The sequence below is a fragment of the Sulfurimonas paralvinellae genome, from assembly GCF_014905135.1.
Classification (GTDB): domain Bacteria; phylum Campylobacterota; class Campylobacteria; order Campylobacterales; family Sulfurimonadaceae; genus Sulfurimonas; species Sulfurimonas paralvinellae.
On the sequence record NZ_CP041406.1, the window covers coordinates 532,954 to 552,292 of the forward strand.

A 19,339-nucleotide genomic window follows, 5' to 3' on the forward strand; every position below is an offset into this window, starting at 1 on the left:
TTGAGAAGAAGAAAAAATAACTCTTCATTTGGTGTATTGTTTGTACTTGTACTGATTATAGCAGCAGGGCTTTATGTCTATTTTTCGGCAACGTTTGAGAGAAAAGCGCCAAGTATTGTATTGCAAAATTCCAGTGGATTTTGGAATTTAAAAAAGCCGTTGAAACTTACCATAAAGGATGACAGCGGCGTTCAAGCTTATAAAATCGTTATGCATACACAAGACGGTGATAAAACACTGCAGTATGAAAAGCTTTTAAATCCTCAAAAAGAGGTTGACTTGGAAATTGCTCCTCCAAGAGGCGCTTACACAATGAAAGATAAAGAGATAAAGCTGATTGTTGAAGCACAAGATACCAGTAAATGGAACTTTTTAAAAGGGAATCTTGCACAGCAGGCTTTTAAGCTTAAAATCGATAAAAAAAGACCAAGTGTGAGTATCGTCGGAAATTCTTATAAAATTTCTAAAGGCGGATCGGCACTTGTTGTTTTTAAAGTAGATGATGAGAACCTTGAGGACCTTTATATCCTTTCAAATCACAACAAACATTTTAAGGCAGAACCTTTTTACAAAGAAGGATACTATATTGCACTTCTGGCATGGCCGGTTAAAGACAGTGGTTTTAAAGCAACAGTTGTGGCAACGGATGCAGCGGGTAATGTGGGCAAGGCTTATGTGCCGCTTTATCTTAAAAATAAAGATTACAGACTCTCAAAAATCACGATCTCAGATAAGTTCTTAAACGGAAAGATCGCAGAACTTGCAGATCAGTTCGAAGAGACACAGGGTGTTGACAATAAACTTGAGCAGTTTAAAATAATCAATGAAGATATACGTGCCAAAAATGAGAAACTCATTCATAAGATAACTTCCAAAGTTCCTGAGGAGATGATTGAAAATTTTAAAATGAAAAAGCTCTATCCATTGAAAAATGGACAGGTTGTGGCTTATTTTGGTGATCACAGAAAGTATTACTATAAAGGTAAATTCATCTCTGAAGCGTATCATTTAGGTTTGGATATGGCATCTCACGCAATGGCTCCTATTGTCACGCAAAATGGGGGAGAAGTTGTTTTTGCTGATTATAACGGACTTTACGGAAATAATCTTATTCTCTCTCACGGTCTTGGACTCTACACGCTCTATGGGCACTGTTCAAGTTTTGATGTGAATGTCGGAGAAGATGTAGGGCCAAATACAAAAATTGCAAGTACCGGAAAAACAGGTTATGCAATGGGAGATCACCTGCATTTTGGTGTTTTGGTACAGGGCATAGAAGTTCGTCCTCAAGAGTGGATGGATAAACAGTGGATAAAACTTAATATTAGTGATATAATTAAGAACGCTAAAAAGATTATTGACGAACAATAGGAAAAAAATATGTATCAAACTACTATACAAAAGAGTGCAGAACTCGTAGGAATCGGCCTTCATAAGGGTTCTCCTGTAAAGCTCAGAATTGAACCACTTGAAGCAAACAGCGGCATCGTCTTTTATCGCAGTGATGTTGATGTGGCGATTCCTTTGAAACCGGAAAATGTAGTTGATACAAAAATGGCGACGGTAATCGGTAAGAACGGACACATTATCTCAACGATAGAACACCTGTTGTCTGCCGTCTATGCCTATGGAATAGATAATCTTAAAATAACAGTCGATGCAGATGAGGTGCCGGTAATGGATGGCAGCAGTGCTAGTTACTGCATCTTGCTGGATGAAGCAGGTATTGCCGAATTGGATGCACCCAAAAAAGTAATGCGCATTAAAAAAGATGTTGAGATCAAAGAGGGAGAAAAATATGTAAAACTCTCTCCTTCACCGGATCTCAACTATGATTTTACTATCAAGTTTCCACATCCTGTCATTCAGGAACAGGCTTATGTGCTTAAGTTCACAAAAGAGAGCTATAAAAAAGAGATAGCGCGTGCACGAACATTCGGTTTTTTACATGAAGTACAGTATCTGCGTTCAAAAGGTCTGGCTCTTGGCGGTTCTTTGGAAAATGCCGTTGTATTGGATGAAAAAAAGATCCTCAACCCTGAAGGCCTGCGTTTTCCGGATGAATTCGTTCGCCATAAAATTCTCGATGCTATCGGTGATATGAGTTTAATAGGCATGAACTTCATTGGAAATTATGAAGCAATGGCAGGCAGTCATGACCTTAATCATAAACTGACACTTGCACTTTTGGAAGATGCTGAGAATTATGAGGTTATAGAGGTCGTCGGTGAAAAAATGAGAGAGTTAGAAAAAGCGTATGCCTAAAAAAAAGGTAGATGTCCTTCTCATCACACTTACTTCTCCCATTCTTGTCGGCATTTATGAAGATAAAAAGCTGATGGATACCATAGAATCAGAGGAAAAAAGTTCCGATGTTCTGCCGCTGATTTTTAGAGATATTTTGAAAAAATATGATATACAGACTCTGCTCTATGCAAATGGACCGGGAAGTTTTATGGCGATAAAAGTTGCCTATGTATTTTTAAAATCACTCTCCGTTTTGAAAAAGATTCCGATGCTTGCGCGTGATGCTTTTTATTTTAATGAAAATCAGCCTATAAAAGCGATAGGAAAGCTATGTTTTGTTAAAATCGTTTCAGAAATAGAAACTCAGAAGTTCGAAACAGTTCCAACAACGGTCTTTACGTTACCTGATGAACTGGATTACAACGAGTTTAGTACAAACACAACACCACTTTATAAAATAGGTGCTGTTGGATAGGAAAACATCAGTGACAATAAGTGTACCGGCAACCTCTGCAAACCTTGGACCAGGTTTTGACACCTTGGGTCTTGCGGTTGATCTTCGCAACCGTGTGGAATTTCATCCTTCTAAATTTTTTTCTGTAAGTATAAAAGGCGAAGGCGAAAATAATCCTAGACTCAAAGGCAATAACCTTTTTATCTCTATTTTTAACGAACACTATACACGCTTGACAAAAAAGAAACAGAACTTTAAATTTAGTTTTTATAATCAGATTCCGATGTCTCGCGGGCTTGGAAGTTCATCGGCTGTGATCGTATCGGCAGTTGCATCGGCACATGAAGCGGCTGGCATCCGCGTGAGTAAGCGTCGAATTTTAAATCATGCGCTTGTCTATGAGCCGCATCCTGACAATATTACACCTGCGGTTATGGGTGGCTTCAATGTCGCTACCATTGAGAAGAACAAGGTCTTTTCTCAGAAAAAACATCTGCCTGATTATCTCAAAGCAGTGGTGGTCATTCCAAATAAACAGATGAATACAGCAAAATCCCGCACAATTCTGCCGAAATCTTACTCCAAAGAGAATGCTATCTATAATCTTTCTCATACGGCATTGACAGTTGCCGCATTTTTTAATGAAGATTGGGAAATGTTGAAGCTTGCAGCACAGGATAGATTTCATCAAAAGGCAAGAATGAAAACACTGCCGGAGCTCTTTTCGGTTCAAAAAGTTGCTTATGAGAGCGGAGCATTGATGAGTACGCTTTCAGGAAGTGGATCAACATTCTTTTCTCTTGTGTATGATGATGATTCTGCAATGATTGCGAATCGTCTGCGTCAAAAATTTCCGGATTTTGGAGTAAAAGTTTTGGATTTTGACAATTCCGGTCTCATTATAGAGCGATAAACTGACAATCCTCTATTAAATAAAGCGAGATTTAGATATAATGGCGAAAAAATTTCATCAACCAACGAGAATGTGTGTCTCTTGCAGACAAAGGACACCACAGTTTCATCTTACGAGGCTTCAATGTATTGATGGGGAAATTACTCCATTTAGCGGAGTTGGACGAAGTTTTTATTTATGTCGAGATTGTCTTGAAGAAGATAAAAAGATTATCCGAGTTCTTATGCGTCAATGCAGAGGCGGAGATAAAGACAAACACATGAACAAACTAAAGGAGATCATCACTGATGACAGAAAAAGTTAGAGTACACGAAATTGCCAAAGAGCTAGGCATTGCTTCTAAGGATGTATTGGAAAAAGCAAAAAAAATGGGTCTTGAAGTCAAATCTGCACAGAGTGTAGTGACGATGGAGCAGGCTGAAAATATTGCCAATTACATCATTAACGGAGAACCTGCTGCAGAAGAGAAACCTGTAACAGTGAAAAAAGAGAGCAAAAAAGCTAAAAGTGATACTCCAAAAGAAGAGACTCCGACAAAAGAAGAAACAGTCCAGAAAACGAAAACAGAGAGTAAAAAAGCTGCACCTAAAGAGGAGGTTTCTGCAAAAAAAGAAGCTCCTTTAGAAGAAAAAGAAGCAGCGACTGCAGAATCAAAAGAGGAGACTCCTGCAACCAAAGAGAAGCCTCAAGAGACGAAAAAAGAAGAAAAAAGTAATCTCAAGGTTGTTCAGCCTTCTCTCAGACCTGCTATTAAAAAATCCGGACTGAAAATTGTCAAAAAGAAAAAGCCAAAAGTAGAAGAAGTTTACAGTGCACCTCAGAAAAATGCGGCAGCTGTTTCTTCGTATGGAAAATTGAGTGAAGAAGCGCGTGCCGAACTTGCTAAAAAGAGAAAGACCGCTAAAAAAGAGGCGCCTGTTTCGAAAAAAGACCAAGGTGTCAAGCTTGATATCTTTGGCGGTTCGCTTTCCGAAGTGACAATGGATATGGATGATCAGGTAACACTGTTAGATCTTAACGCTACAGAACGTGCACCAATAGCACCAGAAGAGCCTCGCAAGCCAAGAACACCGAAGCCGGCAGGTAGAAATGCAAATAAAAAGCAGGCGCCACGCGGAAGAAAAGTTTCTCGTGACAAGCGTAAAAAGTATACAAAAGAAAAACATGTTGATGAAGTTGTCACGCATGTAGAGATTCCTGAAGATATTCGTGTTTATGAATTTGCCGAGAAATTGAAACGTCCAATGTCTGATATCATTAAAGTTCTTTTTGATCTTGGTATGATGATGACGAAAAACGACTTTCTTGGTGCTGATGAGATTGAGATCCTTTCAGAAGAATTTGGTGTTGAAGTAACGATAATTGATCCGAAAGATGAGTTCAATTATGTCGAAGAGGCAAAAGCTGATGAAGATCCTAATGCAGTTGAACGTCCTCCTGTAATTACAATCATGGGTCATGTCGATCATGGTAAGACTTCACTGCTTGATGCAATCAGAAATGCAAAAGTAACAGAAGGTGAAGCCGGCGGTATTACGCAGCATATCGGGGCATATACAGTTAGCCAAGATGGAAAAGACATTACATTTATAGATACTCCGGGTCACGCGGCATTTTCAAATATGCGTCAGCGTGGTACTGATATTACGGATATTGTTATCATCGTTGTTGCTGCAGATGATGGTGTGAAACCACAGACACTTGAAGTTATCAAGCTTGCAAAAGAGTCTGGGAAACCGATAATTGTAGCACTCAATAAAATGGATAAAGAGACGGCAAATCCTGATCTTGTAAAAGGTCAAATGGCCGAGCACGGCATCAGCCCTGTAGATTGGGGCGGTGATATAGAATTTGTTCCGGTATCGGCAAAAACAGGCATGGGAATAGATGATCTACTTGAAAATATCCTTTTGACTGCAGAAGTTCTTGAACTCAAAGCAAATCCAAATGCAAAAGCAAAAGCAGCTGTTGTTGAGTCTTCTTTAGAAAAAGGACGTGGACCGGTTGCAACTGTAATTGTACAAAACGGAACATTGAAAATTGGTGATCATGTTGTGTGTGGTGCTGCGTACGGACGTGTGAAAGCTCTTATCAATGATATGGGTAAAAACATCAAAAGTGTTGCACCTTCTCATACGGCAGTAACGGTCGGTCTCAATGAAGTTCCGCCTGCAGGTGAGATTTTAATGGCAATGGATAGTGACAAAGAAGCCAAAGAGTATGCACTCAAACGTAAAGAGTATGAGCGTAATAAAGAACTTTCCAAATCAACGAAATCTTCATTGGAAGATATGACTGCAATGATTGCAGAAGGTAAACTCAAGTCTCTCAAAGTCGTTCTTAAAACAGATGTTCACGGTTCTCTTGAAGCTATCAAATCATCACTCTCTGAACTAAGAAATGAAGAAGTGAAAATAGACATCATCTCTAGCGGTGTCGGCGGGATTACTGAAAGTGATGTTGAACTTGTTGCAAACTCTGAAAACTGTGTACTTCTTGGATTCAATGTTCGTCCTACAGGTTCAGTCAAAGCACTTGCAAAACAGAAAAATGTAGATATCAGAACTTATTCTATCATCTATCAGCTTCTTGATGATATAACAATGATGCTCACAGGTATGATGGCACCGAAATTTACTGAAGAGAATACTGGTCAGGCGGAAGTTAGAGAAGTATTTAAAATACCTAAAGGTATGGTTGCCGGTTGTATCGTTAATGATGGTAAACTTATCCGTGGCGGTATGGTCCGTGTTATCCGTAATGGTGTTGTTACTTACGAAGGTGAACTTGTCTCACTCAAACGTTTCAAAGACGATGTTGAAGAAGTCGGAAATGGATATGAATGTGGTGTTGTTATTAGCGGCTACGATGATGTCGTTCCTGGTGATGTTCTTGAAACATTCAAAAAAGTCGAACAAAAAGTTTCATTATAAGTAAAAGAGAAATATGACTGAAGCGCAGATAAAACTCAAACGAACGGAATCTCTTTTAGTTGAGCTTATTCCAGAAGCGCTCACGCAGCTTAATGATGCCAGACTTCATGGTCTGAGTGTTATCGATGTGAAGTGTTCACGTGGAAGAAGTGATGCGAAGGTTTACATTGACCCAAGCAGTTATAGTGAAGAAGAACGTCGTACTTATATGAAACAGCTTCGCAAAGCCCGTCCTATTATTGAAGATTTTTGCTTGAAGGATCAGGGTTGGTACAGATGTCCGAAACTGACATTTGAATTTGATGAACAGATCAAAAAATCGCAAACAATTGAAGAGCTGTTTAAAAAGATAGCAAAAGATGAGGAAGAAGTATAATGAGCCTGCATAGTGATATAGAATCAATCGTAAAATCAATGGGACTTGAGCTCTATGATACCGTCATTGCAAATGAGTTTGATGAAACTATTTTTCGTGTGAGCGTTATTTCACCGGAGTTTGAAGATGCCAAGCGTAAAAGTGTTGATTTAGATACTTATGTAGAACTTACGCATCTTCTCTCACCGCTTCTAGATGTAACACCGCCGGTCTCCGGAGAGTACAGACTTGAAGTCGGCAGTCCGGGAATTGAGCGAAAATTGACGACGCTTGATCATTTTAAAAAGTCAATCGGTGAAGATGTCGCTTTAGTTTATGGTGATAAAGAGAAACTTCGTGCAAAACTCACTGCAGTTGAAGGCAATAAGCTTACATTTGAAAATGAAGATGAAAAAGTTACAATTAACTTTAACGATATCAAAAAAGCAAAAACTTATTTTGAATGGTAATCGATAATAACTTTTATATGTCTTTGGCCTTGCGTGAGGCTTGGAAATATCAAGGTCTGACATATCCAAATCCCGCTGTTGGCTGTTGTGTAGTCGGCGAGCATGGAGAGATCCTTGGAGTTGAAGCACATCACAAAGCAGGTGAACCTCATGCAGAGGTGAATGCTCTTAAATCCGCCTACTATAAACTAACGAATGACAGCTATATTTTAGCCCTCAAAGAGTCTGTCGATATCCATACGCACCTTTTAAGCAATCATAACGGTATCTTTAAAAAGACAAAACTTTACACTACACTTGAACCGTGTTCTCATTACGGTAAAACTCCTTCATGTGCCAATCTTATAGCTGAACTTGGCATTGAAGAGGTATATATAGGCTCAAGTGATACAAACAAAATAGCTGCAAACGGCACACTGAAGCTCTCTATGAACAACTGCATGGTTTACAGTGATGTGTTAAAAACGGAGTGTGATGCACTTCTCTTGCCATTTAATAAAACTTTGGAAGATAGATTTGTCTTTTTTAAATGGGCAGAGCGCTTAAACGGTACAACAGATGAGGGGACAATATCTTCTCAAAGCTCACGCAGACAAGTTCATGCCATGCGAGATGTATGCGATCTGCTTGTTATCGGCGGCGGAACCGTACGTGAGGATAGACCAACACTTGATGCACGGCTTGTCAACGGTAAAGCTCCCGATATATTGATACTCTCACGCAACAAAGATTTTGACAGAGCCATCCCGCTTTTTGATGTACCGGATAGGAAGGTTTATATAGAAGATAATTTAGAGCGAATTCAAGAGTATAAAAATATTATGATCGAGGGCGGCTCAGCTATGTACACTTTAACCCGCGGAGTTGTGGATTATTATCTCTGCTATATCGCACCGTCACTTGGCGGCAATGAAAGCATAAAATTCTCTAACGATAAGTTTACATTTTTAAATGTGGATAAAGAGAGCGAAGATATAATTGTATGGATGAAAAGGATAGAGAACAATGGCTAGCATTTTAGAGCAAGAGGGTGATGTAAAACAGGAGAAAATTGTCTCTATGTTTGATGATATCGCACCGACATATGACACTGCAAACAGAGTTATGAGTATGGGTGTCGATATTTCATGGAGAAAAAAGGCTTGTGATCTCGCCTTTGACTATTACGGCAAAAAGAATATTGACAAGATAGCCGACATTGCCTGTGGAACCGGTGATATGATGGGATTTTGGCAGAAACAGGCAGATAAAGCCGGTGTGACGATAAGTGAATTCGTCGGTGTCGATCCATCAAACGGTATGGTCGATGTAGCGCGTAAAAAATTTCCTGATTTTTCTTACCATATTGCAAAAGCAACGGAAATTCCATTACCTGATGCAAGTGCTGATATGCTCAGTATTACCTATGGTATTCGTAATGTTGTTGAGCGTCAGGAAGCATTTCATGAGTTCAATCGTGTACTCAAACCCGGCGGACTTGTTGTCATTTTGGAATTTATGAAAGATGAGAACAAGAACATACTCAAAAAGATGCGTGATGTATATATGCATAAAATCCTGCCGTATGTAGGCGGCATAATCTCTAAAAACCTTGAAGCATATACCTATCTTCCAGATTCGATCGAGAATTTCGTTACGATTCAGGGAATGCAAAAAGAGCTTGAAAATGCAGGTTTTGAGATGCTGCATACACAAAGTTTTTCCATGGATATCTCGACGCTTCTTATCGCCCGTAAAAAATAGGTACAATAGTCGTAGATGCACACTCTTTCAGTCTCCGCGCTCAATGAACAGATAAAACATCTTTTAGAAGAGAGCTTTTCCCGTGTTTTTGTAGAGGGAGAACTCTCACGCATTACTTTCCATAACTCCGGGCATATCTATTTTACCCTCAAAGACAAAGATTCTGCAATATCAGCAGTTATGTTTCGCGGCAATGCCTCAAAACTCAAGTTTCGTCTTGAAGAGGGGATGAGGGTTGTCATTGACGGTGCCATTACGCTTTACAAACCGCGTGGAAGTTATCAGATAAACTGTTTTTCCATTGAGCCATCAGGACAGGGAGCTTTGGCACTTGCTTATGAACAGCTCAAGCAAAAGCTTTCTGCACAGGGGTACTTTAATCCTGAAACAAAAAAACAACTGCCAAAATTTCCTTCACGCATAGCACTTGTCACCTCTGCAACAGGAGCGGCACTTCAGGATATGCTGCGAGTGGCAAATGCACGTTACAGACTTGTTGAGATAGATGTGCATGATGTCCTAGTACAGGGAGAGAGTGCGGCAGCTTCCATTGCTCACGCAATCAACATGGCTGATACAAAAGGGTATGATATCATTGTCATCGGTCGTGGCGGCGGGAGTTTGGAAGACCTGGGGGCTTTCAATGAAGAGATCGTTGCCGATGCTGTTTTTCATGCAAAAACACCTATCGTCTCAGCTGTCGGTCATGAGATAGACTGGCTTATCAGTGATTTTACTGCCGATCTTCGAGCGCCGACACCGAGTGCGGCAATGGAGATGATATTGCCTGATACAAATGAACTCTATATGACGATAGATTCATTTTCACAGCAACTTACGCAGCTGCTGCGTCAAAAGATTCAGACAAAACAACAAGCTTTGCAGCATCTTAAACTCTCCTATGAACAGCATTCGGTTGAGAGAAAACTGCAGCAAAAAAGTGATGAGATAAAACAGTTGCGTGAGGCTTTTACGCAAAGCATAGATTTTAAACTTACATCACTGCAAAAAGAACTGCAAAATACAAAAGATCGCTTTCCTCACGCAGTGGACTCCGTTGTCAATCTTGCGCAAAATCAACTTTTACATCTGCGAAAAATGCTAGAATCCAACCATCCAAAACTAAAAACAAAAAAAGGCTTTGCCCAGATTGCAAAAGAAGGTGTTGTTGTCGATATAGCCGATCTGAAAAAAGATGATATTTTCGAAGCACAGAGTGAGCATGTGGTCATAGAGGCAAAAGTCTTGCAAACAAGGAAAATATAGATGAACTATCCCGATTTTTTTGAGACAGTAGAGAGTATCCAGGTTCAAGATCCTTTGGCAAATATCTTAGGCGCTTTTGAAAAAGGCGAATACGAGATAACATATCTTGAAGTCGTAAAAGCGGCAGGGCATTCATGTCCGACTGTTGCCGGTGCTTATCTGATGGCAGACGAAGCTCTCAAAGCGCTTTATCCAAATGAAAGAGCCGTTCGCGGTAATATCAAAGTGGAGTTTAAAGAGTCACTTGAAGAGGGTGTTGCCGGAGTTATTGGTAATGTAATCACGCAGATCACAGGCGCTACATACAAAAGTGGATTTAAAGGGCTTGGCGGAAAATTTGCCCGTCACTCTTTGATGTTTTTTGATGCAGATATCTCTTCTTCTGCAAGATTTACAAGAATTGATAACGCAAAGAGTGTAGATGTCATTTACAATCCATCATCAATTCCTGCAGATGCTGCAATGCAGCCATTGATGCAAAAGATAATGCAGGGTGCGGCCCAGCCGCAGGAAGTAAAACGTTTCGGCGAACTTTGGCAGGATAGAGTCAAAAGAGTATTTGAAAACAGAGCTCAGGTGATCAGCGTAACAGAGCTTTAAAGCTTTGCTCTATTTTAAGATAAGTTCCGGAAAATAGGTCTGCAGAACTACGGCAGTTGATGCTGCAAGCTTTTTCATCAACTTGTCAAACTCATCTTCTTGATTCCATACAGGATGTGATACGCCGCTGAGAGTGACAAGTTCGTTTTTAGCATTGTATAGAACACCGACTTCATCGATAAGACCGACATCCTTTGCCTGCTCTGCAGTGAAGATATGCGCATTGGCAAACATATCTCTTTTTTTGATATTGAGTTTTCTTGCCTTTGCAACATCGTGCGTGAACATATCGTATGTTCCTTGTATGACCTTGTTGAGTTCATTGATCTCATACTTTTTCCAAGGCCGATCCGGTGTGCCTATCTGTTTATAAAGACCGGCTTTTACCACCTGACTCTTTATCCCTATCTTTTTCATGATGCCGCTGAGATCGGCTCCTTGCATAATGACACCGATACTGCCGACCATACTGCCCGGATTTGCGATGATCTTATCTGCCCAGATACTTGCATAGTAGCTTCCGCTTGCCATGGTTCCTTTCGCATAGACGATAACCGGTTTTTTCTCTTTGAGCCTTTTGAGGGCATAGGCGATTTCGACTGATGGTGCAACGGCTCCACCGGGAGAATCAACTGTGAGTAAAACACCTTTAATAGCATCGTTCTCAGCTGCTTTATCGATCTTTTGTACAATTTCTGTCGCATCCATAATAGGACCTGTCAGAAAAATTTGCTGCAGGTTGTTGGGTGTGAGTTCCTGCTTGCCTGCCGGTGCAAAAAGCAGTACGAGCAAGAGAATAAAAAGCATGGCTTTAAAATGATTTTGAATATAGTTGATGGTTGCGGACAGGGGAGAAAATATTTTCTTTAAAAACTCCATTACGCTTCTCCTTTTTCAAGTTTTCCGTTGATATAAACTTTGGAAATGTTGTATCTATGTAAAATAAGATGAACAGCCAGTTCAGGCGTTGGTTCAGATTCCAGATCAACGACGATCATGTCTGCATTTTTCCCTGCTTCGATGACTCCTGTATTAAGCCCGAGTGCTTCCGCTGCATCTATTGTAACACCGTTAATGAGTGCTTGAGCAAATTTTTGAAGCGGTGCATCACTGTGCATAAAGAGTGATATCTTCATCTCTTCAAAAAGATCGAGATCATAGTTCGAGCTCAGGCCGTCCGTTGCAACTACCCAGCGGATATTATTTTTATTAAGTTCTTTGATATTAAGGGTCGGATTGCCGAGAAGTCTGTTTGAGATCGGACAGTGAATGACTGTCAGATTGTTTTTTGCTATGGTTCTTATCTCTTCTTCGTTGGCATTCGTTACATGCGTGAGGAGTGTGTCCGTTCCCTCAAAGTATTCTAAAAACTCCTCTGCAGAAGTAACGCTTTTATCTTGTGAAAGCATCTTGTCAAAAAACTCTTTAAAATCACCTTTGTCTTCATCGAGCCACTCTCGCTCGGCAATACTTTCCATGAAATGCGCTGTGAGTTTGAGGTTTTCATTCTTCGCGATCTCTACAGCTTTTTTAACTAAGATCGGATGGACAGAGTAGGGTGAGTGAATAGCAACTGCCGGATAGAAACCTTCGCGTTTTATAGTCTTAGAAGCATCAAGCCGTGCTGTAAAATCACTAAAGAGAGCATCGGCCATATTTGCCTGTGAACCGATAAGTTCATTGAAAAAGACGACATTTTGTTTTGCTTTTGCGCAGGCTTCAAGGTCCATAGCGTGAGAGCTGATAGCGCCAAAGGTAGTGATGCCGCCTTCTAGCATTCTCTCAATGGCCTTAGACATACACTCTTTATCACAGTCATTGATAAGGTCGGCTCTGTTCTCTATAACGCTGTAGAGCCAGTTGAGAAAATCTCCGTAAGAGAGTTCTGTCTTGTTCTTTGAAAATTCAATGTGAACGTGAGCATTAATAAGTCCCGGCATCAAAAGAGAGTGTTCACGCAGCGTCGTAACTTCAGCATCTGGAAATTCTTCAATAAGCTCTTCAAAAGGAGCTATCTTTTGTATCTGTTTGTCAAAAGCGACGGAGAGGTTAGCAACGACTCTGTCACGCAGCATAATGTAATGAGGTGTAATGATTTTCATATATATTCTCTAGTTTTTTATAATTATACACTTTATTTAATAATACTTTAGGTAAAATAAATACCAAAATCATAAAAAGGTTAAAAATGAAAATAGTAGTGATTCAAGGTCCAAATTTAAATATGCTTGGTGTTCGAGAGCAAAATATCTATGGTCCAATGAAATTAGAGCAGATTCATGCGCAAATGAAAGAAGTAGCAACACAAAACGGTGTAGAGATCGAATTTTTTCAAAGCAATCTCGAAGGCGAGATTGTAGATAAGATCCAAGAGTGTTACGGTGAAGCACAGGGTATCATCATTAATGCTGCAGCATATACACACACTTCAATTGCTATTCGTGATGCTATCTCTGCTGTAAGTCTTCCTGCTATTGAAGTACATATTTCTAATATATATCGTCGTGAAGAGTTCCGTCAGAAAAATCTTATTGCACCTGTATGTGCATCTTCAGTTATCGGTTTTGGTCCATTTGGTTATCATTTGGCGATGATGGGTATGCTTCAGATCATGAATGAGATCAAAGCGGCTCAAGAAGCACAGGCGCAAGCACAACAAGCACAAGCGTAAAGAGTAAGATGTATCGCTCACGCAGAGTAAGAGAAGATCTGACATCTTTTTACGGTGGGCACTTTCCCTATGCTGCTACAAGCCAAACTTCACTACGCTATGAAGTGACGGTCGGCATAGGCGGCAATCTCGGCGATGTGCGCCGCAGATTTGAACATCTTTTTTTTGCTTTAAAAAGAGAGAGACAGGTAGAAGTTCTGAGAACATCGTTGATTTTGAAAAATCCTCCTTTTGGATACAAAGAGCAGGATGATTTTTTTAACGCAATCATTGTTCTCAAGACCTCAATGCAGCCAAAAGAGTTTTTACGTTATCTGCATAGAGTTGAGAAAAGATTTGGCAGACGCAGAAGTTTTGCAAATGCACCAAGGACATTAGATTTGGATATTATATTTTTTGACAATCGTGAAGTAAAGACAAAAGATCTAACCATTCCACATGCCGCTTGGTTTGAGCGTGAGAGTGTTCTTATTCCGCTTGCAGGAGTGAAATAGTGAAGATTCTGACATTTACAGGTAAGACACCTTCTGAAGCACTGAAAAAAGCGAAGATGGAGATCGGTGATGAGGGAATGCTCATCGAGACCAAAGAGATCCAAAAAAAAGCGCTTGGACGTGACGGACTCTATGAGATAGTGATCGGTATCGATGAAGATATGATCCCCGCAACATATCAAAAAGCTACAAAGCCGCTTTCAAAACAGCAGCCTATTAAAGATAAAAGTCAGGATGTTCTTTATGATATTTCCAATGCTGCAAGACAGATCTCTGAGATAAGCAAAGTCGTTGATGATCCGTTGGAAAAATATATGGGCCCGACAGCAGGATTGCAGGAAAGATCATTACAAGCAGCGGTTGAACCTACAGAGCTAAAAGAGATAAAATCTGAGATCAACAAGCTTACGGATAAAGTCAAGATCATTCAAAATATGTTCTGGGATGAAAAAGCACCGGATCTGGAGCGTCAAATTCCACCGGAGTTTGCCGAAATATACAGACTTGCTTCACAAAGCGGTATGAATAAAGAGCATCTTGATATGCTGATGCAGATAACTTTGGAGCATATGCCTCTGAAGATGCGTGAAAATTCATCGACTGTCAAGCGCTATTTTCAGACTATTTTACGAAAAATGGTACCGATACGTCGTGAAACACCTCCGGCTATGGGAACAAAAAAGGTCATTATGCTTGTCGGGCCTACGGGTGTCGGTAAGACAACATCCATTGCAAAACTCGCAGCACGCTACTCTTTTTTAATGGAAAAGAAATATAAGGTCGGTCTTGTCGTTTTAGATACTTACCGTATCGGTGCCGTTGAACAGCTGATGCAATATGCCCGTATGATGAAACTTGGCATTGAGACGGTCGTGGATCCTCCGGAATTCTCTCACGCACTCGATTCGCTTAAATATTGTGACTATATTCTTATAGATACTATGGGATCATCGCCATACGATAAGAACAAAATAGAGAAGATTTACGAATGTCTCAATGCAAATACGACAGAGTATCATGTCGATGTTGTTCTCGTTATGCCTAGTTCTATAAAGTATGAAGATCTGAAAGTCACCTATGAGAATTTTTCATCTTTGGGTATTGATACCCTGATGTTTACGAAACTAGATGAGACGATGGGGTTTGGAAATATCTTTTCACTGGCCTATGAGACGAAAAAGCCTATTTCGTATTTTTCCGTAGGGCAGGAAGTTCCCGAAGATCTTGTGACGGCGTCGAGTGACTTTTTGGTTGAGTGTCTACTGCATGGATTTAACAGGAGTAAAGCATGATAGGCCATCAAGCTGAAAAACTCGAAGAACTGGTAGCATCCAATACAAAAGCCGGCCCTAGAAAATCCAAAAAAACACGTTTTATTGCCATCACATCAGGCAAAGGCGGTGTCGGTAAAAGTACAATAAGCTCAAATCTTGCATACACTTTGGCACAGCGTGGACTTAATGTCGGTATCTTTGATGCAGATATCGGTCTTGCAAACCTCGATGTGATGTTTAACGTTAAGATAAAGAAAAATATCCTACATGTTTTAAAAGGTGAAGCGACAGTCAGTGATATACTTATCCCTATAACGCGAAATTTGATTCTTATTCCGGGTGAAAGCGGTGATGAGATACTCAAATACGCTGATATGGCACTTTTTGAGCGCTTTATGGAAGAGGCACAGGTGCTGGATAAACTTGATGTAATGATCATAGATACAGGTGCCGGAATAGGTGAGCATATTCAAATGTTTCTCGATGCGGCAGATGATGTCATCGTCGTGACTGTTCCTGACCCGGCTGCTATTACTGATGCTTATGCGACAATCAAAACGATTGCCGCCTTGCGTGATGATGTCGGCATGATAATGAATCAGGTAAAAAGTGAAAAAGAAGCGGTAGGTGTTTTTGAAAAGATAAAAAAAGTTGCCCGTGCAAATATCGGCAGTGATTTGGACTTGACACTCGTGGGGAAAATAAATGCTGATGCGAAAGTTGCCAGTGCCATTAAACAAAGAGCACTCTTCTCAGCACTCTATCCATCGGCTTTGGCAACGAAAGATATAGAAGCTATAGCGAATAAGGTGGCTCTTAAGCTGGAACGAAATGTGCTGGTTACTTCAAACGAAAGTGGACTCAGTGGCCTGTTTAGAAGGCTTATGGATCATTTTTAATAATGTTGGGGTAGTATATGTTAGGTGAGAATTTTGTCTATTTCTTTACAGTGCTTGGCTTTTTTGTCGGTACTATTTTTGGCATTTTAAAGTCATTTGATGCTGAAGGATTGATAACATACACCTTTCTCATTACAACGTTCTTTTATCTTTTTTCGCATATTATTGTCGCATTTTACTATAGAACGATCGTTGTCAAAGCCTATAACTTTCCAAAAGAGAGGCATGAGATAGAACTTGACCTTTTTGTTAAAGAGATAAACAAACGTGAAAAGCTGATAGATTCGGCATGCAGGCTTACTGATGCGGCGATGAAGATGAATAATGAAGATATGGCAGGGCAGAAGCTATGATGGCAAATGCATATGTCCAGGACCTCAAACATAAAGAAGATGAACTGGCAATTCAATATCTTCCTGCTGTAAAAGCAATGGCATTTCGTCTCAAAGAGCGGCTTCCGAGTTCTGTTGATTTTTCCGATCTTTCAGCAATAGGTACTGAAGAATTGATAAAACTGGCCCGCCGCTATGATGAAAACTTGAATGATTCTTTTTGGGGGTATGCCAAAAAGAGAGTCTATGGGGCAATGCTCGATTACCTAAGAAGTCTTGACATTCTTTCACGGGCAAGTCGTAAACTGGTTAAACAGATAGACTATGCTGTTGAAGAGTATCGTTTAACGCATGATGAAGAGCCAAGTGATGAAGAACTTGCAGAAATGTTGGAAGAAGACATTGATAAGGTGCATGAAGCAAGGGTGGCCTCGAGTATTTATACGGTGATGCCGCTTCATGATCAGCTTCAAGTCGGTGATGAAGGTGCAGCACTTGCACAGATAGAGAAAGATGAACTTGTTGAGGTTATTAAAAAAGTGCTCTCGACATATAAAGAGCGTGAGCAGATGATTATTCAGCTTTACTATTTTGAAGAGTTGACACTCAAAGAGATAAGCGATATACTCAATATAACTGAATCAAGAATTTCACAGATTCATAAATCGGTAATACAAAAAATTAAAGCAGGGATAGGGGCATAGTATGGCAGATATACTTTCGCAAGAAGAGATAGATGCGCTTCTGGATGTCGTTGAAGATGAAGGTGATGAGGTCCTAGAGAGCGGTGATGACAATCTTTTGCCTCAGCGACAGGTAACACTCTATGACTTCAAGCGTCCTAACCGTGTCTCAAAAGAGCAGCTGCGTGCTTTTCGCGGTGTTCATGACAAAATGGCACGTTCGCTTGCTTCGCAGATATCATCCATCATGCGTTCCATTGTAGAGATTCAGCTTCACTCTGTTGATCAGATGACCTATGGCGAGTTCTTGATGAGTCTGCCAAATCCTACAAGTTTTAATGTTTTTTCCATGAAACCACTTGAAGGAAGCGGCGTCATTGAGATAAATCCTTCCATTGCATTTCCGATGCTTGACCGTCTTTTGGGTGGAAAAGGAGAGCCATTTGATGCCAGTCGAGAGTTCTCAGATATAGAGCTCTCACTCTTTGAAACAATCCTGCGTGTTATGATGAGCACACTCAAAGAGGCTTGGGGACCTGTCATGGATGTTTATCCGACAGTCGAATCAAAAGAGTCCTCTCCAAATGTTGTGCAGATTGTCGCACAAAATGAGATCGTTGTGATGGTTGTAATGGAAATCATCATCGGACACAGTTCAGGAATGATGAACATCTGTTATCCTGTAATCTCTCTCGAGCCGATATTGCCAAAGCTGGCTTCTCGTGATCTTATGCTGAATGAGACCAGTTCAAAAAAGAGTAGAAACACAGAACTAAAAGTACTTCTTGGTGGTGCCAAGGTTGATGTAGAAGCCAATTTAGGGGATGCTGATCTCTCTATGGCAGAGATTTTAGATTTAAAAGTCGGTGATGTACTGAGACTTTCAAGTCCGGCAAATGATATCGTAACTGTAGCCGTTGACGGCAAAGAACGCTTTCATGGTGAGATAGGACTGCGTCGTTTTAGAAAATCTATTCAGATTACAGAAGTGATTGAAACAGAAAAAGATGCTGTTAAACGTGCATTGGAAAATCTTGAAAAACAGAGACATGAAAAGATCTCCGGTGTTCGGGATATAATTCATGAAGATGAAACAGCAGAAGATGAGGATATATAGATGAGTGATTTTATTAAACTCTTTGAAGAAGAGACGGTAGGTACGATTGAAGCACTTGTTGGCACAGCACCATCATTGGAATTGAAAGAAGAGCAAGAGTTAAGTATCATATCCAATATAGTACCGCCAATCGTTCTTGTAAAGATTTCAATAACAGGTGATGTTGATGCTGATGTAATGGTGGCATTTCCACCAAATCTAGTAGCTTCACTCTCTGATATGATGATGGGTGAAGATCCAAGTGAGCGAGACGATGTCAATGATGACGACATGGATGCTGCAAAAGAGATAGTTTCAAATATATTCGGTGCTATTTCAAATGCACTCTCAGCGCAGAAAGAGTTGCCGGTACTCTCTTTTTCAGTAGAGAGCATAGAGCTTGTTAAAGATGATGACGAAGTAAGTTTGGAAGCTTTTAACAGGATGTTTGTTTACAAGTTTGCACTTGATAATATTCACTCCCTTATGATGTTCATTATTGATGAAAAACTTTACAATGCACTTTATGACTCCAGCAAAGAGACAAGTGCAGCTGTGGCAGGTACATCAAACGATAGTTACACTGAGCATAATTGTGAAGGTGAAGCTGTCAACCTAAGCAGTGAAGAGATGAAGAACATCGCACTCATTATGGATGTGAAATTACCTGTTCGAGTGCGTATCGGTAAAAAACGAATGCTTTTAAAAGATGTACTTAATATGGATATAGGATCTGTGATAGAGCTTAACCAGTTAGCGAATGATCCACTTGAAATCTTGGTAGATAATCATGTTATAGCTCAAGGAGAAGTCGTTATAGTTGATGGAAACTTCGGTGTTCAGATAACAACGATAGGAACGAAAAAAGAACGTCTTAATCAACTTAAAGGTTAAGCGTTAATATTAAGG

21 protein-coding genes are annotated in these 19,339 nt (G+C 40.2%); 19 read left to right on the top strand and 2 right to left on the bottom strand.

What is annotated here, in order from left to right:
• The 11 genes from pgp6 (at position 1) to FM071_RS02890 (ending at position 10,981) form a co-directional block, all read left to right on the top strand.
• On the top strand, positions 1-1,371 hold the full coding sequence (gene pgp6 / locus FM071_RS02840) for a peptidoglycan metallopeptidase Pgp6 (RefSeq protein WP_193111519.1): 1,371 nt from the start codon (positions 1-3) through the stop codon (positions 1,369-1,371).
• Between the two features lie 9 nt (positions 1,372-1,380).
• Entirely contained in the window at positions 1,381-2,265 is an 885-nt protein-coding gene (lpxC, locus tag FM071_RS02845; protein WP_193111520.1) for a UDP-3-O-acyl-N-acetylglucosamine deacetylase, read from the top strand.
• Entirely contained in the window at positions 2,258-2,722 is a 465-nt protein-coding gene (locus tag FM071_RS02850; RefSeq protein ID WP_193111521.1) for a hypothetical protein, read from the top strand. Before lpxC ends, FM071_RS02850 begins: the two co-directional genes overlap by 8 nt.
• Before the next feature lie 10 nt (positions 2,723-2,732).
• Positions 2,733-3,614, top strand: coding sequence for a homoserine kinase (thrB, locus tag FM071_RS02855; RefSeq protein ID WP_193111522.1), 882 nt, complete (start codon positions 2,733-2,735; stop codon positions 3,612-3,614).
• 287 nt (positions 3,615-3,901) lie between these two features.
• Positions 3,902-6,547: a translation initiation factor IF-2 gene (gene infB / locus FM071_RS02860; RefSeq protein ID WP_193111523.1), complete on the top strand. Its 2,646-nt coding sequence runs from the start codon at positions 3,902-3,904 to the stop codon at positions 6,545-6,547.
• Between the two features lie 13 nt (positions 6,548-6,560).
• Positions 6,561-6,923 carry a 30S ribosome-binding factor RbfA gene (gene rbfA / locus FM071_RS02865; protein ID WP_193111524.1) on the top strand — a complete coding sequence of 121 codons (363 nt, stop codon included), beginning with the start codon at positions 6,561-6,563 and terminating at the stop codon, positions 6,921-6,923.
• Complete coding sequence (locus FM071_RS02870) at positions 6,923-7,372, top strand: LSm family protein (protein WP_193111525.1); 450 nt, start codon at positions 6,923-6,925, stop codon at positions 7,370-7,372. The genes rbfA and FM071_RS02870 overlap by 1 nt, the downstream gene beginning before the upstream one ends.
• Positions 7,366-8,385 (top strand): bifunctional diaminohydroxyphosphoribosylaminopyrimidine deaminase/5-amino-6-(5-phosphoribosylamino)uracil reductase RibD, encoded by a 1,020-nt coding sequence (gene ribD / locus FM071_RS02875; protein WP_193111526.1) that lies wholly within the window; start codon positions 7,366-7,368, stop codon positions 8,383-8,385. The genes FM071_RS02870 and ribD overlap by 7 nt, the downstream gene beginning before the upstream one ends.
• The gene (ubiE, locus tag FM071_RS02880; protein ID WP_193111527.1) at positions 8,378-9,115 is read left to right on the top strand and encodes a bifunctional demethylmenaquinone methyltransferase/2-methoxy-6-polyprenyl-1,4-benzoquinol methylase UbiE; all 738 of its coding nucleotides are present in this window, start codon (positions 8,378-8,380) and stop codon (positions 9,113-9,115) included. The genes ribD and ubiE overlap by 8 nt, the downstream gene beginning before the upstream one ends.
• A 15-nt stretch (positions 9,116-9,130) precedes the next feature.
• Positions 9,131-10,381 carry an exodeoxyribonuclease VII large subunit gene (gene xseA / locus FM071_RS02885; protein WP_193111528.1) on the top strand — a complete coding sequence of 417 codons (1,251 nt, stop codon included), beginning with the start codon at positions 9,131-9,133 and terminating at the stop codon, positions 10,379-10,381.
• Complete coding sequence (locus FM071_RS02890) at positions 10,382-10,981, top strand: FmdE family protein (protein ID WP_193111529.1); 600 nt, start codon at positions 10,382-10,384, stop codon at positions 10,979-10,981.
• Between the two features lie 9 nt (positions 10,982-10,990).
• Here FM071_RS02890 and sppA read toward each other — a convergent pair whose 3' ends face one another.
• Both sppA and mqnF read right to left on the bottom strand, forming a co-directional pair.
• Positions 10,991-11,860 carry a signal peptide peptidase SppA gene (gene sppA, locus FM071_RS02895; protein ID WP_193111530.1) on the bottom strand — a complete coding sequence of 290 codons (870 nt, stop codon included), beginning with the start codon at positions 11,858-11,860 and terminating at the stop codon, positions 10,991-10,993.
• A complete protein-coding gene (mqnF, locus tag FM071_RS02900) occupies positions 11,860-13,083 on the bottom strand; it encodes an aminofutalosine deaminase family hydrolase (RefSeq protein WP_193111531.1) in 1,224 nt (407 codons plus the stop codon). The genes sppA and mqnF overlap by 1 nt, the downstream gene beginning before the upstream one ends.
• 86 nt (positions 13,084-13,169) lie before the next feature.
• Here mqnF and aroQ point away from each other — a divergent pair, with 86 nt between their 5' ends.
• Genes aroQ through fliY form a run of 8 tightly spaced genes read left to right on the top strand, consistent with a single transcriptional unit; the run spans position 13,170 to position 19,324 of the window.
• Entirely contained in the window at positions 13,170-13,652 is a 483-nt protein-coding gene (gene aroQ, locus FM071_RS02905; RefSeq protein ID WP_193111532.1) for a type II 3-dehydroquinate dehydratase, read from the top strand.
• 8 nt (positions 13,653-13,660) lie between these two features.
• The gene (gene folK / locus FM071_RS02910) at positions 13,661-14,146 is read left to right on the top strand and encodes a 2-amino-4-hydroxy-6-hydroxymethyldihydropteridine diphosphokinase (RefSeq protein WP_193111533.1); all 486 of its coding nucleotides are present in this window, start codon (positions 13,661-13,663) and stop codon (positions 14,144-14,146) included.
• Positions 14,146-15,438 (top strand): flagellar biosynthesis GTPase FlhF, encoded by a 1,293-nt coding sequence (gene flhF, locus FM071_RS02915; protein WP_193111534.1) that lies wholly within the window; start codon positions 14,146-14,148, stop codon positions 15,436-15,438. Before folK ends, flhF begins: the two co-directional genes overlap by 1 nt.
• The gene (locus FM071_RS02920; protein WP_283949411.1) at positions 15,435-16,319 is read left to right on the top strand and encodes a P-loop NTPase; all 885 of its coding nucleotides are present in this window, start codon (positions 15,435-15,437) and stop codon (positions 16,317-16,319) included. The genes flhF and FM071_RS02920 overlap by 4 nt, the downstream gene beginning before the upstream one ends.
• 17 nt (positions 16,320-16,336) lie before the next feature.
• Positions 16,337-16,672, top strand: coding sequence for a hypothetical protein (locus tag FM071_RS02925; RefSeq protein ID WP_193111535.1), 336 nt, complete (start codon positions 16,337-16,339; stop codon positions 16,670-16,672).
• Positions 16,672-17,355, top strand: coding sequence for an RNA polymerase sigma factor FliA (locus FM071_RS02930; protein WP_193112012.1), 684 nt, complete (start codon positions 16,672-16,674; stop codon positions 17,353-17,355). Before FM071_RS02925 ends, FM071_RS02930 begins: the two co-directional genes overlap by 1 nt.
• 1 nt (position 17,356) lies before the next feature.
• Complete coding sequence (gene fliM / locus FM071_RS02935; RefSeq protein ID WP_193111536.1) at positions 17,357-18,451, top strand: flagellar motor switch protein FliM; 1,095 nt, start codon at positions 17,357-17,359, stop codon at positions 18,449-18,451.
• The gene (gene fliY / locus FM071_RS02940; protein WP_193111537.1) at positions 18,452-19,324 is read left to right on the top strand and encodes a flagellar motor switch protein FliY; all 873 of its coding nucleotides are present in this window, start codon (positions 18,452-18,454) and stop codon (positions 19,322-19,324) included. It begins immediately after the preceding gene.
• The last annotated feature ends 15 nt before the right edge of the window (positions 19,325-19,339 follow it).

Excerpts from the sequence above, each read along its gene's own strand:
- lpxC (WP_193111520.1), top strand. The coding sequence starts at position 1,381 with ATGTATCAAACTACTATACAAAAGAGTGCAGAACTCGTAGGAATCGGC.
- FM071_RS02850 (WP_193111521.1), top strand. The coding sequence starts at position 2,258 with ATGCCTAAAAAAAAGGTAGATGTCCTTCTCATCACACTTACTTCTCCC.
- infB (WP_193111523.1), top strand. The coding sequence starts at position 3,902 with ATGACAGAAAAAGTTAGAGTACACGAAATTGCCAAAGAGCTAGGCATT.
- rbfA (WP_193111524.1), top strand. The coding sequence starts at position 6,561 with ATGACTGAAGCGCAGATAAAACTCAAACGAACGGAATCTCTTTTAGTT.
- FM071_RS02870 (WP_193111525.1), top strand. The coding sequence starts at position 6,923 with ATGAGCCTGCATAGTGATATAGAATCAATCGTAAAATCAATGGGACTT.
- ribD (WP_193111526.1), top strand. The coding sequence starts at position 7,366 with ATGGTAATCGATAATAACTTTTATATGTCTTTGGCCTTGCGTGAGGCT.
- ubiE (WP_193111527.1), top strand. The coding sequence starts at position 8,378 with ATGGCTAGCATTTTAGAGCAAGAGGGTGATGTAAAACAGGAGAAAATT.
- xseA (WP_193111528.1), top strand. The coding sequence starts at position 9,131 with ATGCACACTCTTTCAGTCTCCGCGCTCAATGAACAGATAAAACATCTT.
- FM071_RS02890 (WP_193111529.1), top strand. The coding sequence starts at position 10,382 with ATGAACTATCCCGATTTTTTTGAGACAGTAGAGAGTATCCAGGTTCAA.
- sppA (WP_193111530.1), bottom strand. The coding sequence starts at position 11,860 with ATGGAGTTTTTAAAGAAAATATTTTCTCCCCTGTCCGCAACCATCAAC.
- mqnF (WP_193111531.1), bottom strand. The coding sequence starts at position 13,083 with ATGAAAATCATTACACCTCATTACATTATGCTGCGTGACAGAGTCGTT.
- aroQ (WP_193111532.1), top strand. The coding sequence starts at position 13,170 with ATGAAAATAGTAGTGATTCAAGGTCCAAATTTAAATATGCTTGGTGTT.
- folK (WP_193111533.1), top strand. The coding sequence starts at position 13,661 with ATGTATCGCTCACGCAGAGTAAGAGAAGATCTGACATCTTTTTACGGT.
- FM071_RS02920 (WP_283949411.1), top strand. The coding sequence starts at position 15,435 with ATGATAGGCCATCAAGCTGAAAAACTCGAAGAACTGGTAGCATCCAAT.
- FM071_RS02925 (WP_193111535.1), top strand. The coding sequence starts at position 16,337 with ATGTTAGGTGAGAATTTTGTCTATTTCTTTACAGTGCTTGGCTTTTTT.
- FM071_RS02930 (WP_193112012.1), top strand. The coding sequence starts at position 16,672 with ATGGCAAATGCATATGTCCAGGACCTCAAACATAAAGAAGATGAACTG.
- fliM (WP_193111536.1), top strand. The coding sequence starts at position 17,357 with ATGGCAGATATACTTTCGCAAGAAGAGATAGATGCGCTTCTGGATGTC.
- fliY (WP_193111537.1), top strand. The coding sequence starts at position 18,452 with ATGAGTGATTTTATTAAACTCTTTGAAGAAGAGACGGTAGGTACGATT.